The sequence below is a fragment of the Bacillus tianshenii genome, from assembly GCA_020524525.2.
GTDB lineage: Bacteria > Bacillota > Bacilli > Bacillales > Bacillaceae_N > Bacillus_AV.
In genome coordinates this window covers 2431967-2448931 of sequence record CP129018.1, presented here as the reverse complement: position 1 = coordinate 2448931, position 16965 = coordinate 2431967, and the positions used below count along the sequence as shown (strand labels likewise).

Sequence of the window (16965 nt, the reverse complement as noted above, 5' to 3'; positions counted from 1 at the left end):
ACTTGTGGTTATGATAATGTATGCCATACACCCAATAATTGTGCCTATACGTTTAAAACATGCAAATTTTGACGAAACTTATTGACGATTCATTTCGAATTTATGTAAAATTGGACTGTATGAATACTTTTTTTAAAATAATGTTAAGATGCGCAGACAGGGAAGAGTACACCCATAGCCCCTTTCAGAGAGAAGAAGCAGCAGCTGAGAGCTTCTTTAGGTGTTCGTTATGTGTGGAAGGTCGCCCTCGAGCAGCTTTTTTGAACAGCGGTATGCTAAGTAGAAAGAGCCGGTGAAAAGCCGTTATCCTGAAACTAAGAGCACTACAGGTGTGTGTAGATTCAGTCTGCACGTAGTGAAAAAAGGTGGTACCGCGAAATCAACTCCTTTCGTCCTTTTATAGGAACGGAAGGAGTTTTTTGTTTTTAAAAGCTAGCTTGAGGCAATCGCCTTTCGCTTTTATCAAAAGAACTGGAGGACGAATGATGAGTAATCAAGAAGTAAATTTACCAACGAAATACGACCCACAAGGGGTTGAAAGTAAATGGTATGAGTATTGGGTAAACGGAAAGTTTTTCGAAGCGAAAAATGATGAAACGAAACAGCCGTACACGATCGTTATCCCGCCGCCAAACGTAACAGGTAAGCTGCATTTAGGCCACGCATGGGATACAACGCTTCAAGATATGTTAACGCGCATTAAGCGGATGCAAGGCTATGATGTGCTATGGCTTCCAGGGATGGACCATGCTGGGATTGCGACACAAGCAAAGGTTGAAGCAAAGCTTCGTGAAGAAGGAAAATCCCGCTATGACCTTGGCCGTGAGAAATTTCTTGAGCAAGTATGGGCATGGAAAGAGGAATATGCAGACTTTATCCGTAACCAATGGTCAAAGCTTGGCCTTGGCTTAGACTATTCACGCGAACGTTTTACAATGGATGAAGGCTTGTCTAAAGCAGTCCGTGAAGTTTTCGTTAAGCTGTATGAAAAAGGCTTAATCTACCGCGGTGAGTATATTATCAACTGGGACCCAGCGACGAAAACAGCGCTTTCTGACATCGAGGTTATTTATAAGGATGTTCAAGGTCATTTCTATCATATGCGCTACCCGCTTGCGGACGGTTCTGGTCATATCGAAATCGCAACAACTCGTCCAGAAACGATGCTTGGTGATACAGCCGTTGCCGTTCACCCTGAAGATGAGCGCTATAAGGACCTAATCGGCAAAACGGTTAAGCTTCCGATTACAGGCCGCGAAATCCCGATTGTTGCGGACGATTATGTAGACATGGAATTCGGTTCAGGTGCGGTGAAAATTACGCCTGCACATGATCCGAATGACTTTGAAATCGGGAACCGCCACAACCTTGAGCGCATTCTTGTTATGAATGAAGATGGCACAATGAATGACAAAGCTGGCAAGTATGAAGGCATGGACCGTTTTGAGTGCCGTAAGCAGCTTGTAAAGGACCTTCAAGAAGAAGGCATTCTGTTCGAAATCGAAGACCATATGCACTCAGTTGGTCACTCTGAGCGCAGCGGAGCGGTTGTCGAGCCATACCTTTCAACGCAATGGTTTGTAAAAATGCAGCCGCTTGCTGACCAAGCAATTGAGCTTCAAAAGAAAGAAGAGAAGGTCAACTTCGTACCTGACCGTTTCGAAAAAACATACTTACACTGGATGGAAAATATCCGCGACTGGTGTATCTCTCGTCAGCTATGGTGGGGTCACCGTATTCCAGCTTGGTATCACAAGGAAACAGGTGAAGTGTATGTCGGGCATGAAGCCCCTGCTGATATTGAAAACTGGGAGCAGGATTCGGATGTACTTGATACGTGGTTCTCAAGTGCGCTATGGCCGTTCTCGACAATGGGCTGGCCTGAAGAGGATTCCATTGACTTCAAGCGCTACTATCCAACGTCAGCACTTGTAACAGGCTATGACATCATCTTCTTCTGGGTATCACGGATGATTTTCCAAGGGCTTGAATTCACAGGTGAGCGTCCATTCAAAGACGTGTTAATCCACGGTCTTGTTCGTGATGCGGAAGGCCGTAAGATGAGTAAGTCACTAGGCAACGGGGTTGACCCGATGGATGTTATCGACAAGTACGGGGCAGATTCCCTTCGTTATCTGCTTGCGACAGGCAGTACGCCAGGTCAGGACTTACGCTTTATGTGGGAAAAGGTTGAGTCGACTTGGAACTTTGCGAATAAAATTTGGAACGCATCTCGCTTTGCAATGATGAACATGGGCGGTATCACGCATGATGAGCTTGACCTATCAGGTGAAAAATCAGTTGCTGATAAGTGGGTACTGACACGTTTGAACGAAACAATCGAAGGCGTTACAACCATGGTTGAAAAGTACGAATTCGGTGAAGCAGGCCGTCTGCTTTACAACTTCATCTGGGATGATGTGTGTGACTGGTATATCGAAATGGCGAAGCTTCCGCTGTATGGTGAAGACGAAGCTGCTAAGAAAACGACACGTTCAGTGCTTGCATATGTGCTTGATAACACGATGCGTCTTTTGCATCCATTCATGCCGTTTATTACCGAGGAAATTTGGCAGCACCTTCCGACAAAAGGCGAGTCAATTACAGTCGCAGATTGGCCGCAAGTACAAGCTGATCATACAGACGAGGAAGCATCAGCAGAAATGCGCCTGCTCGTTGATATCATCCGTTCCGTTCGTAATATCCGTGCTGAGGTGAACACACCAATGAGCAAGCAAATCAAGCTCTACATTCAGCCAAAGGATGAAGCAACACAAGCTAAGCTTGCGAAAAACAGAAACTACTTAGAGCGCTTCTGTAACACAAGCGAACTGAAGCTTGAAACAAACCTAGAAGCTCCAGAAAAAGCAATGACAGCTGTTGTCACAGGTGCTGATCTGTACCTGCCGATCGAAGGCTTAATCAACATCGAAGAAGAAATTGCTCGCCTTGAAAAAGAGCTGGACAAGCTCAACAAAGAAGTTGACCGCGTACAGAAAAAGCTAAACAACGAAAAATTCGTTGGCAAAGCACCTGCACACGTTGTTGAAGAAGAGCGTGCAAAAGAAAAAGACTACGTTGAAAAACGTGAAAAAGTCCAAGCACGTATTGGAGAGTTGAAAGGGTAACTAGGCAAGTCGATAACGTCCGCAGCTAGACAACTAGAAGAGCGAATCCTGATTAATGGGGTTCGCTCTTCTTTTTAGCGAAAAAAAGCGGAATATAGTACAATTTTAGTGGATAAAAAAACGATTGATGCAGGGGGAATTATGATGATTACAACAATCGAAGAAGCAATGAATTGGATTCATAGCAGAGAGAAATTCGGTATGAAGCCGGGCTTAGAGCGGATGGAATGGATGCTAGAGGAGCTTGGCAACCCAGAGCGCCGTTTGAAAACGATTCATATCGCAGGAACGAACGGCAAAGGGTCTGTCGTCAGCTTTCTTCGTCATATGTTCCAGCAGTCTAACCTTGTTGTGGGGACATTCACTTCTCCGTACATCGAGTCATTTCATGAGCGGATTAGTGTGAATGGCGAGCCGATTAGTGATGATGACCTGCTTAAAGCGGTCAATGATGTGAAGCCGCTCGTCGAACAGCTCGATAACAATGCGGAATTAGGCGCACCGACTGAATTTGAAGTCGTTACCGTAATGGCAATTCAATATTTTGCCCGCACGGCTTATCCAGACCTTGTTCTATTTGAAACAGGGCTTGGCGGCCGTCTAGATTCAACCAATATCATTCATCCACTCGTCTCGATTATTACAAATATCGGTCATGACCACTTAAATATATTAGGCGACACAATCGAAGAAATTGCCCGTGAAAAAGCCGGCATCATCAAATCAGGTGTTCCAGTCATCACAGGCGTCACACAGCCTGAAGCCCTAGAAGTTATCGAAGACGAAATGAAAGGCAAACGCACAAAGATCTATCGTGCCAACAAGGAATTTATGACGCTGAACGAGCAACGCACAGAAACAGGTGAAACATTCAGCTTCCAGTCACCATTTATGAACGTAGACAACCTGGAAATCACCATGAAAGGCTTGCACCAAGTGAAAAATGCGTCCCTTGCGCTAATGACTGTTGATTACTTGAAACGCTTTTATTCCTTAATTGTAGACGAAGAGGAAATGCGCGAAGGCCTAAAGAAAGCAAGCTGGCCTGCCCGATTTGAGGTTGTCCAACAGAACCCAACCGTCATAATCGACGGTGCCCACAACCCAGAAGGCATGCAGACACTACAGCAAACAGTGGAACGCTACTACCCTGGTAAAAACGTACACGTTATTTTTGCAGCTCTTCACGATAAAAAGTTAGATGAAATGCTAAACGTGCTGGACGACTTTGCAGAAAGCCTTTCATTTGTCGATTTCGACTTCCCTCGCGCAGCCAAAGCAGAAGACTTATACGAAATCTCCAAAGCTGAAAAAAAAGCCGTGTATGAAAGCTGGCAGGAAGCATATGAAACAGTGAAGGGATATGCTGGTGAGGGAGATGTGATTCTCTTTGCTGGGTCGTTGTATTTTGTGGCTGGGGTGCGTGCTGAATTAATTTAATTTGAAATCACCTATGTATGTAGAGTGAAAATCGTTTATTTTCTGGTATAATAGTAATAAAATAGATTGAAAATATTGGTCAAATAATTAACTTATGTAAATTTATTGAGAGGGGGATGAAAGAATGACTCGGAAATTTAATCTAAAACGTTTGTCTGTCATCATTGTGTTAATTGGTTTTCTGTCAGCCTTAGGCTATATCGCATTCGCCTCTGCAGCAGAGCCTTCTTTAGAAGTGTCAGTATCTCCCTCTCAATCTGCTATTTTGAAGCCTTCTTCAGGGCCAGCATTAGGGAACTTAAATGTTGAGTTAATCCCAAAAGGAGAAACAGACCAAGGAGTGCGACAGCCGATTGATGTCGTATTTGTATTTGACGTGTCTGGGTCAATGGATGAGAAGGTAAGAGGAGAGAAGAAAATTGATTCAGCGAAAGAAGCTTTGAAGGAAGCAGTTGATTACTTTAAAGTAAATAACCATAATGGAGATAAATTCGCTCTTATTCCTTTCTCAAGTGAAGTAGGAAAATCGGTTGATTCATATAATAATGATGGAAGCTTTCAACCCCTTACTTCAGATTTGAATAAAATTGAAAACTTCGGACAAAGTTTATCTGCATATGGAGGTACAAATTATACCCAAGCACTAGAAAAAGCAAATAAATTATTAAAGGATTCGGAGAGAAATAAATATATAATCTTTTTAACAGATGGAGAACCAACGTTTTCTGAAGCTCAAGAAGAAGTTGTAACTGACAAGGTATTTATTAGGTATGAAAGAAAATGTGTAACAAATTATAGATATAAATGGGTTGGTGGCTGGGGTGGACATTGGGAACGAGTAGAGTATGAAGAATGTTGGAATAACCCGATCTATGATGAAACGTTAGAAACAATAGAAGTATTTTATCGAATAGTCGGTAATAGTGCCTATGCTTATTATAAGAAGAATGGATTCGAGTATAATTTAGGTTACTCATATGCTCAAATTGTCAACCAAATAAAACAGCACGGTAGAGATACGGCAACACAGATTGCAAATAATGATATTAAACTATATTCAATTGGTTTTGGCTCGAAAAACGATTTAGATATGCCATATTTAACTGAATTATCTTCCGTTACAGGCGGTCAAGCTAAAAATGCTTCAACAGATGATATTAATACAATTTTTACAGAATTTAGCGAAACAATCGATCGATTGCAAATGACTGAAGTAAAACTAAAAGTTAAATTGCCAGCCAATGTCGGTTTACAGGCTGATGCAAATGTAACAGAAGATGAAGATGGTTATACGGTCATTAGTTTAAGTGATGTACCATACGAGGTCGGGAAAGGTACCCCAGTACTCAGTGAGGAAGATAAGCTAAAGAGTCTACCACTAACATTCAGTAAAACTGGTGAGTATACCTTTGACGATATGAAGCTTGTGTATAAAGATTTAGAAGGAAATGAGATTACAGCAACATCAATCGAACCTATAATAATCAATGTTCACGATAAGACAGCACCAATTTTTAACGGCATAGCAAGCTTTGCAGACCCTGACAAGGTTACAAACCTGTATAAACGAAGAGATGAGCAAAATGTTGAAGATAACAAAAACACATTTGTAGTAAATTATGATTTAACCCCAGGTGGTGGAAATAAAACAGGGACCTTAACTGGTATTAAAATAAAGCAGCCATTACCTGATGGTGTTGATTTAGTTGGTACCGAATACTCAATCGAAACTGATGCAAACGGACAAAGAATTGCGGTCATTCCTTTGAACGATGTTAGTTATGAAGGAAGTGATACGGATAATCTTGGTATCAAAGAAACGGTTATCAATCTTCCAATTGAAAAGTCAGGAGCAAATAAATATAACGGAGCAGAAGGAATTACTGAAATACAGGTAAACAGTAATAAAAACTGGAAGCTAACGATTCGAACTGATGAGAACTTTGAAGAGACGACTACTGTATTGGTTACGTATGTAGACGGTACTGAAAAGTATTTGCAATTGTCTCCAAACAATAAATTTGACGACAATAATACTGGAAAACAACCTAAAAAAATAACAATTTTTTCAAAAGTGGAGAATGTTGAAGAGAAAGAAACAACATTTACACCTTCAACGTTAACTGCCCAAATCGAATTACAGGCAAATTGGGCAATGGACCAACTGTTACCACCTGCCACTGTTTTTTATGAAGATAGTAATTATCAAGGAACGTTATCAAACACTCTAATAGCTCCAACTGAACCAATACATTTAGATGTACAATTAACAGAAACGAATAGTACTGGAATTGTACTTTATGAGGGAGCGGCGGATGGAAATATAACAAAAAACAAAGGAAACAGTCTCGCTAATTTAAATGAAACGACTGCTGTAACATTATCAAATAAAGCAGTTCAAGATTTGCGTTTTATTGATAATCAAGCAGCAATCGAAGTTACGTATAACGACGGAAGTAAGGACATCATTTATCTTCTTCCATACGTAAAAATAAAAAAAGAAGATAATAGCATGATTGAAGTGCCTTATACAAACATTACGGAAACATATAAAATTGACTCAGATACTGCACGTATTGGATTAAATGTTAATAAGTTAATTCCACCTTTCAATGGTGAGGTTCGTTACTATCTAACACAAGAAGGGGAAGCCGAGGTTGAATTAACCGAAGCTAGCCTTTATACCTCAATATTAGACCAACAGTTTACAGAGTTTACGGTCAGAGCATCAGGTGGGTTTGCTAAAGAAAATAGTGTACTTCGATTCATAATTGAAATCGACCAAATCCCAATAACATCTATTTCTTTAGGTGATTCCTATACCTTAGCAGAAGGAAAGACGCTAAACTTATTTGATAAGCTTGAGGTAAATCCTAGTAATACAGCACTCAACCCACAAGACCTAACTTGGAGTTCTAGTGACTCATCTGCTGTAACCGTTGACAGCAATGGCATCGTGACAGCTGTGAAAGAAGGCGGCTATGCCGTTATTACAGTGACCTATACGAAGCCAGATGGGGAAGTAATCACAGCAACGACTGTCATTTATGTGAAAGTGAATAAAACAATTGAAGGCAGTGATGGTCGCTGGTAATACAAAAAAGGTATCCTACATTGGATACCTTTTTTACTTTACTTCTTTAATACCTTCTGTGAAAACATATAGCTTATCAACAAAAGGAAGCTCGTTTGCCCCAGCGTTAAAGATCATCTTTGGGTCATGCTTTACAATTAAGCGAGGTTTGCCACTTGTCATACCAATTCCGTTTCCGTCAACACTTGTAACATTCCCTCTAGCTGCATTAATGGTAAAGGTTTGCTCGGAAAAAATCCCTCCAATAATATGAATAAAGGAGCCGACCGCGTATAAATCAATGTCTTTTGAGCTGTAAAGAAAAGCTTTAATTTCGCCATTTGATGGCTCAGGTGCTTCATATTCATTAATCCTTGATAAAATTAATTTCCCATCTGTAAATAAGGCGAGTTGTTCACCACTATTCCCTTGAATATTTGCATCATGAATTTCCGCATCTCCTAAGGCATAAATCGTCGACTCAAGTGTGACATTTCCCGTGATATAAATATCACCATCAACGAGAAAGTTTGCTTTTATCGCGGTCTCTGAAGCACTGCCATCTGGCACGCCGACGATATTTAAATCACCATCAACGATAATCCATTCATTCTCGTAGCTATCCGGCAAATTGTACACAGAAAACTCATTAACATCCAAGGTTACACCATTCTCATCAACCGGATTGTCTGGACATGTATGGCTTAAGAGAAAAGGACTATTCGTTGCCGTCGGTGAAGTCGGTACATTCCCATTTGCGTCAAAGGCAAGACAGTCATCCGGGGTTAATTCACCCTGCTTCTTCTCATATAATTCATTCCGTTTCTTCTCATATGTTTCCTGTACATTGATAGCTTGGTATTTTTCGGGTGCCATGTATTCAACTGCAAGCTCATCATCCTCTAGGCTTAATCCTTTTACATAATTCATAACCGTTTCATCAGTCAGTGTAAGAACAGCTTTTTCAGAAGGGTTTAAGCCTTTAAATTTGGTGAATTGAGGGGTCTTAAATGGCTGCTGTGCACCTGAATAAATATAATATCCATTTTTATCCATGATAAGATTTTGTGTGAACACGTCTCCATGAATTTCCGGACTACCGTTTAGAATTAGCTTTTGCCCGGCGCCGACAGCATGCTGAAGGGCAGTTGGTGTTGCTGATAAAATAACCTTCTGGCTGAAGGTACGTTTATGACTTGTGTCTGAATCGGTTGCAGGTGAAGTAATTTTAAACACCCTTGTATAGTCGGTCTTTGTGTCGATGTTACCGTAATCTCCAGTAATATTCTTAATTGTGTAAGTAATATCTTTATGGTTATTTCCATCGCCTGGCTTTTCGTATGTCAACTCTAGATTGTTGAATTTTGCAATATCTGTATTTTCGTAAGTATCAATAGATTTTAACGACTTTTCTTCAAAATAAGCTTGCAGTAATGCAGTGCCTTGTTGGACGGCTTTCTGAGCTTCATGAACACTGCGGATATCCTCTTCCTTTGTTTCTGTTCTGACTGCTCCAGATAGGGAAGCTTTCAGTACAGCTAATCCTAAGATTGAAAAGATCGTCATCATCAGTATGACCATAAGCAGGGCTGAACCTTTTTCATTTTGCAATAATTTTTTCATATAATAACCTCGCTTAAAATCCAAAGGTACTTTCCATGAGCATGCTTTCTACCGGATTTTTCGTAAGTGATAATTGTAAAGAAAGTTGACCACTTTCTTTGTAGGTGTCACCTTGTGAGAATTTCACAGTTAATTTTGAACTCTCTTCGATTGTAATACCATTCTCATTCAATATTTTTACAGGCTCGGCTGTGGTGCTATAGACGAAAGGTCCGATCACTTTTAAGTCGGAGCTACCAGCTGCATTTTCCTCTAAGAAAATCTCTAATTGCTGTGCAGGCTCTTTTCCTTTCGGTGAGAGAAGAACACCTTCGTCATTTATTGTATAGCCAGAGAACTTATAAGCGATAATGCCAGTCTTTCCCGTCTCATTCAATTCTTCCACATAATCAGGTGAAAACTCATAAATTTCCTTCATCACCATCGATGCTAAATAATCAGCTTCATCCCGAATCTCACCTTCAACCATTGTTTTGTTAAATGTATTCACACCCATGATTAACACAGTGGAAATACCGCCGATAATGAAAGCGGAAATTGTAATCGTTGCTAGCAGCTCAATCAACGTCAAGCCGCGGTCGTTTCGTATATATTTATCGAAGTGATTCATGAACAACCACTCCTTCCACAGATGTTCGTTCGCGATTATTTTTATCTTCTTTCCATTTAATCTTTGCAGAGGTGTGAACGAGCAATGATTGTAATTTGGTTTCATCTACAGTTGGAAGGTTGCCGGATGAATCTAGATCACCATTTTCATATTCAGAGATTGTTAGTGCCACTTCATAGTGAACATTATTAATCTTTGGATTTAAAATACTCTCACATAATGCGGCGTCTGTGAATAAGTCACTGTACGTTGTACTTGCACAATCGGCAGTAGAAATTGTCGCACCTATATGATTCTTCACATCAGCAAACGACTGATTTTCTAAGTAAATGACAGCATTACGAGCCGCATGTATGCCGACGGTCTTACTTTGATTTTCCTTCGTATATTGATAGGCATTTGTGAAAAAATAGAAGAAAGAAACAAAAATAACTGAAAGAATTGTAATTGCCAGTAACACCTCAACAAGTGTGTAGCCCCGTTGTTGGAGAGGGAAGCTTTTCAATTTAGCGAAAAAAGTATAAAGCATATGTGCTCACCACCTGCCATAAATTCGAAAAAAGTGTAGAATAAAGGTATCTTCCTATTATAATATAAAAATGGATAGACATGTGAGGTTATTGACATTGTTTTCAAGAATATGAAGCATAAGGTTGTGATAAAATGCCGAAGCTTAATATGAAAATTTTATATATTTTACTTGCTCAAGTAGTATTGATTTTCGCTTTATCTCAGACTGGAAGTTTTGTTATGGCAAATGTTTTGACAACAGAGGAACGCTTTCAAGAAGGGACACTTGTCGGGCCGATTAATATTAGCGGCATGACTGTGAATGAAGCGAGGGAGCATGTGCTGACAGAAGTGGATACATGGAAGCAAGAGACAGACTATGTGATGTCATACTTAGATAAGAAGATTCAAGTCGACGATCAAATATACATCGTTGATTTAAAAGAAACAGTAAACATGAGCCATGACGGTAAAGTTTCGCCTGTTACCTTTAATCTGAATGGTGAAATATTTGAAAAATTTATATTGCAGCTTATGCCGGATGAGCTGTTAGGTGAGGTTAATGAAGAGTTGTTGCAAGAAGTGATGCTAGCTAGGGCGAACAGCTTTCAAACGGGTGAAGAGGTTTTTCAGCTTGAAAATTTTTTGAAAGAGCGGGAACTGTATGAGCGAGAGTTTGTAACAATGCAAACCGCTTCACTTGATGCTGAAGTAGCCCCCGCTAGCGCAGCATTGGGTAGAGAAATTAGGAACCGTGACGGTAAATGCGAACAGTTCATTTTCTCTGCTAGAAATAGCAGAATACGAGAAAGATATTATCGTAGATGAAGAGTTGAGAGGCCTTAGTGTGCTTGCTTCAGGGCTTTATAAAGCGGTACTAAAGACAAATTTCTTAATAAAAGAACGTTTTATCGGTACAACTAATCCGCCTTATGTGGAGCTTGGATTTGAAGCGAAGGTGAATGATGAAGGTATGGATTTTGCATTTTACAACCCAAATGCGGTGCCTTATGACGTAACTTTCTCACTTGTAAACGGTGTACTTGTGACAACGATAAAAGGGTTGCCTTTGCAATATCGCTATGATTGGAATACTTACAATGAAGAAACGTATGAACCTCGAACAGTTGTGCAATATACTCCAATGCTGCGGCCGTGGGAAACAAGCGTAGATTTTGAAGGGAAAGATGGAGCTGCTATTGATGTTTATCAAACGGTTTCGAATCAATTCGGTGAACAAATTAGCAAACAGCTTGTCTCTGATGATTTCTATCCCCCACAACCGAAAATTGTTAAATCAGGCCTGGCCTCTGAAGCAACCGGTTCGAACGGTGCTGATGGGAATGCAGGCAATAATACAGACAGTAATAGTAACACAAGCAATCAGGAAGGCTCGGATGAAACAACCGATGATAACGGGGAACAGCCAGAACAAAATGAAGATTCCGAAGCACCAACTGACAACAGTAACACACCTGTTCTTCCACCAACTGATGAACAATTTTGGGGTGATGAAGAAGGTCCTCAAAAAGGAAAATAGAGAGAATCATAGCTGAAGCGAGGTGAGAACGTGATTTTTTTACCGATAGCGCTCGTCAGTGCACTGATTTTTTATTTTGTACTGCAGCAACGGCCATTTCAATATTCAAAGTTTCATGCATTGCTGTTCTCAGGCGCTTCACTTCTAATTGTTATTATTACAAAGCTATTCTTTGCCCTCTATCCATGGTTTGTAGCGATGCCGGTGGCGTTGGTTTTGCTTGTAATCGCCGCTTTCTATCTACAGCAGCAAATAATACGGGCTGAGGAGTTTGAGGAACAAACAGAAGAAAGCATAGTAGAACCAGAAGCTGATAAGCCGGTTTCGACTCCACAGCCTGCGCCAAAGTCAATTAAGATGGAACAAGAAGAGATTGACAGGATGCTTGGTTTCAAGACAGAACCATTGCCAGCTGAGGATGTAAGTGTTGAGCCTGAAGAAGAACACGTTGAAGAATTAGCACCGACTGACCAATTAGCAGCCACTTCGTTAGAGGAAAGTGGAGTGGAAGAACTTCATGACTTTGAACCTTTCGAGCCCGAAGAGGAACCACAAGAAGAACCGTCTTTCATTGCGGAAGTTGATGAAGCACTGATTACTGATATTGAAATTGGACAAAAGGAAGAAGAATCGCCTGTGCGGGATGAGCCTGAAGTTGAAATCGAATTAGAAGAGCTTGGCTGGAATATTGGACAAGAAGAAGGAGAAGAACCGCAATCACAGCCGGAATCTCCTGCACTTGAAATCGAACTCTTTGACATAGGTGAAGAGCCTGAGCAAGAGCGTACTGAAAGCGAGCCTGTAGAAGAAATTGAGGTTGAGGACGACTTTTTCGAAAAACGGCTGCAGGTAGAGGAAGAGAAACCAACGGAACAGAACCGTACCAATGAAGATAAACGGCGGTCAACGCTGGCAGAATTGGAAAATGACTTATTTTAAATAAGGAGTATGTCTGATGGCAGAACAGCGCAAACGTTTAGGTGAATTGCTTGTTGAAGCAGGAATTATTAGTGACGAGCAGTTAAGTCATACATTGCAAACAAAAGAAAAAGGACAAAAGCTCGGTGATGCGCTTTTAGCGAATGGCTATATTACTGAGGACCAATTAATTGAAGTGCTGGAATATCAGTTAGGTATTCCGCACATTAGTTTGTATCGTTATCCGGTTGATACGAGCTTGCTGAAAATTGTGCCGAAGGAGTTTGCTGAACGTAACTTAGTTATCCCGCTTCGTAAAGAAGGCAACACATTGTATGTGGCGATGAACGACCCGATGGATTATTTTGCGATTGATGACTTGCGGTTAACGACAGGGTTTGAAATTTCGCCCGCAATTGCTACAAAAGATGACATCGTGAACGCCCTGCAAAAGAATTATCGCCTTCAACAATCAATGGCAGATGATATTGGTGGAGCGGCAGCACTTGATGAGGATGATGCGCCGATCGTTCGGCTTGTGAACGATATGCTCGCATGGGGTGCACAGCAGAAGGCAAGTGATATTCATATTGACCCACAGGAAAACCGCATACTTATTCGCTATCGTGTAGATGGGATCTTACATACAGAGCGAGCGTTATCGAAAGACATCCAAAACCAGCTAACAGCAAGAATTAAAATTATGGCAAACTTGAACATTACTGAAGTTCGGCTGCCACAGGATGGTCGGATTAAAATAACGATTAAAGAAAAGCCAGTTGATTTACGGATATCGACATTGCCGACTGTCTTTGGTGAAAAGATTGTTATCCGGATTCTCGACTTAAGCAGTGCGTTGAATAAGCTGTCAGAGCTTGGCTTCAATAAAATCAATTATCAGCGCTTCTTGAAGTTAATTGAACAGCCGACGGGAATGGTGCTGATTACCGGCCCGACAGGCTCAGGGAAATCTTCCACGTTATATGCAGCACTTAACCATCTTAACAGTGAAGGGGTTAATATCGTAACAGTTGAAGACCCTGTTGAGTATCAAATCGAAGGGATTAACCAAGTGCAAGTAAAAGCAGGCATCGGTTTAACCTTCGCAAAAGGGTTGCGATCAATTTTACGCCAAGACCCGGATATCGTAATGGTCGGCGAGATTCGTGATACGGAAACAGCAGAAATTGCAATTCGTGCATCATTAACAGGGCACTTAGTATTCAGCACGCTTCATACGAACAGCTCGCTTGCAACAATTCCGCGCTTAATTGACATGGGGGTTGAGCCGTTTCTCGTTGTATCATCCTTAACAGGTATTGTTGCTCAGCGCTTATTACGCAGAGTATGCAAAGACTGTCGAACCGAATACGAACCGACTGAAATGGAGGAGAAATTATTCCGAAAACGCGGCTTAACACCTGGTGTGCTCTACCGCGGAAAGGGATGTAGTAAATGCAATGAAACAGGCTATAAGGGCCGAGTTGCAATTCACGAAATTCTAGTGCTTGATGATGAATTGCGAAACAGGCTGATGAACAACCGCTCTTTTGCGAATTTGAAGGAATATGCGATGAAAAGCGGGATGATTTTCTTAATTGATGACGGCTTGCTGAAGGCGAAGCAAGGGATTACGACAATTGAGGAAGTGCTGCGCGTCGCAGTAGATGACTAGTGAGGTGAAAATGAATGAAGGAACAGCTTGATACATTGTTGCGCACATCACATGACATTGGCGCATCAGATTTGCATCTAACCGTTGGTGTACCACCGGTTCTTCGTTTGCATGGGGAACTAAAGCAATATGGTAAAAACACGCTTAAGCCTGCAGATACAGAAGGAATGGCCAAAGCGATTATTCCGAAAGACTTATGGGAGACCTTCAAAGAAAAGGGTGAGCTCGACTTTTCCTACGGCATTCCTGGTGTGTCGCGCTTTCGGGTGAACACCTATATGCAGCGTTCGTGTGTAAGCCTTGCGATCAGGGTTGTACCGACGAAAGTTCCGACATTAGACGAGCTTTCCATGCCAGACGTGTTAAAGAAAGTTGCCGCTCGTAACCAAGGGCTGGTGCTTGTTACAGGACCGACAGGAAGCGGAAAATCGACGACTCTTGCGGCGATGATTGATTACATGAATCATCAGATGAAGCGCCATATCATTACGTTAGAAGACCCGATTGAGTATTTGCATAAGCATCGCTATTGCATCATTGACCAGCGAGAAATCGGCTTTGATACGCAAAACTTTGCGAACGGGCTTCGTGCATGCCTCCGCCAAGACCCAGATGTTATTCTTGTCGGCGAGATGCGTGACCTAGAAACCATTTCGACTGCTATTACAGCGGCTGAAACAGGTCACTTAGTGCTTGGGACGTTACATACGACAAATGCACCGTCAACCATTGACCGGATTATTGACGTATTCCCTCCAAGTCAGCAAATGCAAGTCCGCATCCAGCTTGCGTCCGTCCTAGAATCAATTATTTCCCAACGTTTATTTCAAACAGCCGACAAGAAAAGCCGTGTCGCCGCAACTGAAATTTTAATTAATAACGCCGCGATTAAAAACTTAATTCGCAATGAAAAAATTCATCAAATTACAAGTGTTATGCAGACAAGCAAATCAGTCGGCATGCATACACTAACAATGTCGGTGAAGGAATTACTTGAAAAGAAACGGATTTCAGAAGAGACGGCTGAACCATACTTGTTAGAAGGGCAAATGTAATGGCTGTTTTCCGCTACCAAGGACGAGACAGAAAAGGTCGAAAAACAACAGGACGGATAAAAGCGGACTCTCGAAAAGAAGCGTTAGTGGAATTACGAAACAAAGGGACAAGGGTTATCAAAATTGACGAAATCAACAGTATCCTTTATAAGGACCTGCAGTTTTTCGAAGCAAAAGTAAAGCTCAAAGACTTCGTCATCTACATCCGTCAATTTTCAACGCTATTAAAAGCCGGGCTGTCTGTCGTAAATTCTACAAAAGTGCTTGCAGAACAAACGAGCAGCAAAACGTTAAAAAAAGCGCTCGAAGATATTGCAGAGAACTTAGAGGAAGGTACGACTTTTTCAGAATCTGCTGACAAGCACCGCAAAGTTTTTCCTGCTTTATTTGTAAATTTAATAAAAGCAGGTGAAACTGGCGGTAACTTGGACGATATACTAGATCGGTTGGCCATTTACTATGAAAAGCAGCACGCCACACGTCAAAAGGTTAAATCCGCATTAGCTTATCCAGCCTTCGTCGGTATCGTTTCAATCGGTATTGTCATCTTCTTATTATCTACCGTCGTTCCGACATTCGCTAGTATGTTCGAGTCCTTTGATGCAGAACTGCCGGCAATCACAAAGTTTGTTATGAGCTTAGGAGGGTGGTTTCAGTCATTTTGGTGGGTCGTCGTTCTGTTTTTTATCGTAACCACAGTAATATTGGCCTATATTAGAAAAAATAAACATTTAAAATATTATTTGGATATTCTAGTTTTAAAGTCCCCTATTTTCGGGAATCTAATCCAAAAGGCCATTTTAGCACGGATGACTCGGACCTTAAGCTCATTGTTCGCAAGCTCAGTTCCGATCTTACAAGCTGTCACCATTGTAGAGCGGGTTGTCAACAACGAAGTCATCGGAAGGGTGCTGCAAGAATCGCGAAACTCACTCGAAAATGGTCAATCCATCGCTACGCCGATGAAAAAACATTGGGCTTTTCCGCCGCTTGTCACACAAATGATTGCCGTCGGAGAAGAAGCTGGGGCTCTTGACACGATGCTTGATAAAGTGGCTGATTTCTATGAATCAGAAGTCGATACGGCTACAGAGCAGATCAAATCATTAATCGAACCATTAATGATTGTCATTCTGTCTGTCATCGTTGGTGGAATCGTCGCCTCTATCGCCGTTCCAATGTTTGCGATCTTTGATAATATAGGTATGTAGGTATACTTTGTGAAAAAATAACTTAAATACTAGAAATTTCTTGTTAACCTATATATAATAAGATTAATAGTTTGCTATGTGGTAAAAAGTTCATAAGGAAAGCGTTGAAAAACCGTCTGTATATGGGCACTTGGGCGGTTTGGAGCTACTAGTGCAACCGGCCAATTTTCTTGCTTCAGGGA

General features: G+C 41.3%; 12 protein-coding genes, 1 riboswitch and 1 other annotated feature. Of the genes, 9 read left to right on the top strand and 3 right to left on the bottom strand.

The window, feature by feature from the left end; translation table 11 throughout:
• Nucleotides 1–144: 144 nt before the first annotated feature.
• Nucleotides 145–400: a binding site (T-box leader), on the top strand.
• Between the two features lie 85 nt (nucleotides 401–485).
• The 3 genes from LC040_12490 to LC040_12480 all read left to right on the top strand — a co-directional run bounded on the left by LC040_12490 (nucleotide 486) and on the right by LC040_12480 (nucleotide 7662).
• Nucleotides 486–3128 (top strand): valine--tRNA ligase, encoded by a 2643-nt coding sequence (locus LC040_12490; GenBank protein ID WLR53281.1) that lies wholly within the window; start codon nucleotides 486–488, stop codon nucleotides 3126–3128.
• Nucleotides 3129–3272: 144 nt separating this feature from the next.
• The gene (locus LC040_12485; protein WLR53280.1) at nucleotides 3273–4568 is read left to right on the top strand and encodes a folylpolyglutamate synthase/dihydrofolate synthase family protein; all 1296 of its coding nucleotides are present in this window, start codon (nucleotides 3273–3275) and stop codon (nucleotides 4566–4568) included.
• 124 nt (nucleotides 4569–4692) lie between these two features.
• Nucleotides 4693–7662 carry a VWA domain-containing protein gene (locus tag LC040_12480; GenBank protein ID WLR50097.1) on the top strand — a complete coding sequence of 990 codons (2970 nt, stop codon included), beginning with the start codon at nucleotides 4693–4695 and terminating at the stop codon, nucleotides 7660–7662.
• A 33-nt stretch (nucleotides 7663–7695) separates the two neighbouring features.
• Here LC040_12480 and LC040_12475 read toward each other — a convergent pair whose 3' ends face one another.
• From LC040_12475 to LC040_12465, 3 genes are read right to left on the bottom strand one after another with little or no spacing between them, the layout of a single operon-like run.
• Nucleotides 7696–9264 (bottom strand): hypothetical protein, encoded by a 1569-nt coding sequence (locus LC040_12475; GenBank protein WLR50096.1) that lies wholly within the window; start codon nucleotides 9262–9264, stop codon nucleotides 7696–7698.
• 13 nt (nucleotides 9265–9277) lie between these two features.
• Nucleotides 9278–9874 carry a prepilin-type N-terminal cleavage/methylation domain-containing protein gene (locus LC040_12470; GenBank protein WLR50095.1) on the bottom strand — a complete coding sequence of 199 codons (597 nt, stop codon included), beginning with the start codon at nucleotides 9872–9874 and terminating at the stop codon, nucleotides 9278–9280.
• Nucleotides 9858–10403, bottom strand: a complete 546-nt coding sequence (locus LC040_12465) for a prepilin-type N-terminal cleavage/methylation domain-containing protein (GenBank protein WLR50094.1) — start codon at nucleotides 10401–10403, stop codon at nucleotides 9858–9860. Before LC040_12465 ends, LC040_12470 begins: the two co-directional genes overlap by 17 nt.
• Before the next feature lie 221 nt (nucleotides 10404–10624).
• On the opposite strand from LC040_12465, the gene LC040_12460 reads away from it, so the two are divergent.
• Genes LC040_12460 through LC040_12435 form a run of 6 tightly spaced genes read left to right on the top strand, consistent with a single transcriptional unit; the run spans nucleotide 10625 to nucleotide 16783 of the window.
• Complete coding sequence (locus LC040_12460; protein ID WLR50093.1) at nucleotides 10625–11212, top strand: hypothetical protein; 588 nt, start codon at nucleotides 10625–10627, stop codon at nucleotides 11210–11212.
• On the top strand, nucleotides 11139–11924 hold the full coding sequence (locus LC040_12455; protein ID WLR50092.1) for a G5 domain-containing protein: 786 nt from the start codon (nucleotides 11139–11141) through the stop codon (nucleotides 11922–11924). The genes LC040_12460 and LC040_12455 overlap by 74 nt, the downstream gene beginning before the upstream one ends.
• A gap of 30 nt (nucleotides 11925–11954) precedes the next feature.
• Complete coding sequence (locus tag LC040_12450; GenBank protein WLR50091.1) at nucleotides 11955–12863, top strand: hypothetical protein; 909 nt, start codon at nucleotides 11955–11957, stop codon at nucleotides 12861–12863.
• Between the two features lie 16 nt (nucleotides 12864–12879).
• Nucleotides 12880–14517, top strand: a complete 1638-nt coding sequence (locus LC040_12445) for an ATPase, T2SS/T4P/T4SS family (protein ID WLR50090.1) — start codon at nucleotides 12880–12882, stop codon at nucleotides 14515–14517.
• Nucleotides 14518–14531: 14 nt separating this feature from the next.
• Nucleotides 14532–15572: a type IV pilus twitching motility protein PilT gene (locus LC040_12440; protein ID WLR50089.1), complete on the top strand. Its 1041-nt coding sequence runs from the start codon at nucleotides 14532–14534 to the stop codon at nucleotides 15570–15572.
• The gene (locus LC040_12435; protein ID WLR50088.1) at nucleotides 15572–16783 is read left to right on the top strand and encodes a type II secretion system F family protein; all 1212 of its coding nucleotides are present in this window, start codon (nucleotides 15572–15574) and stop codon (nucleotides 16781–16783) included. The genes LC040_12440 and LC040_12435 overlap by 1 nt, the downstream gene beginning before the upstream one ends.
• An 88-nt stretch (nucleotides 16784–16871) precedes the next feature.
• Nucleotides 16872–16955: riboswitch (cyclic di-GMP riboswitch) on the top strand.
• Nucleotides 16956–16965: the final 10 nt, after the last annotated feature.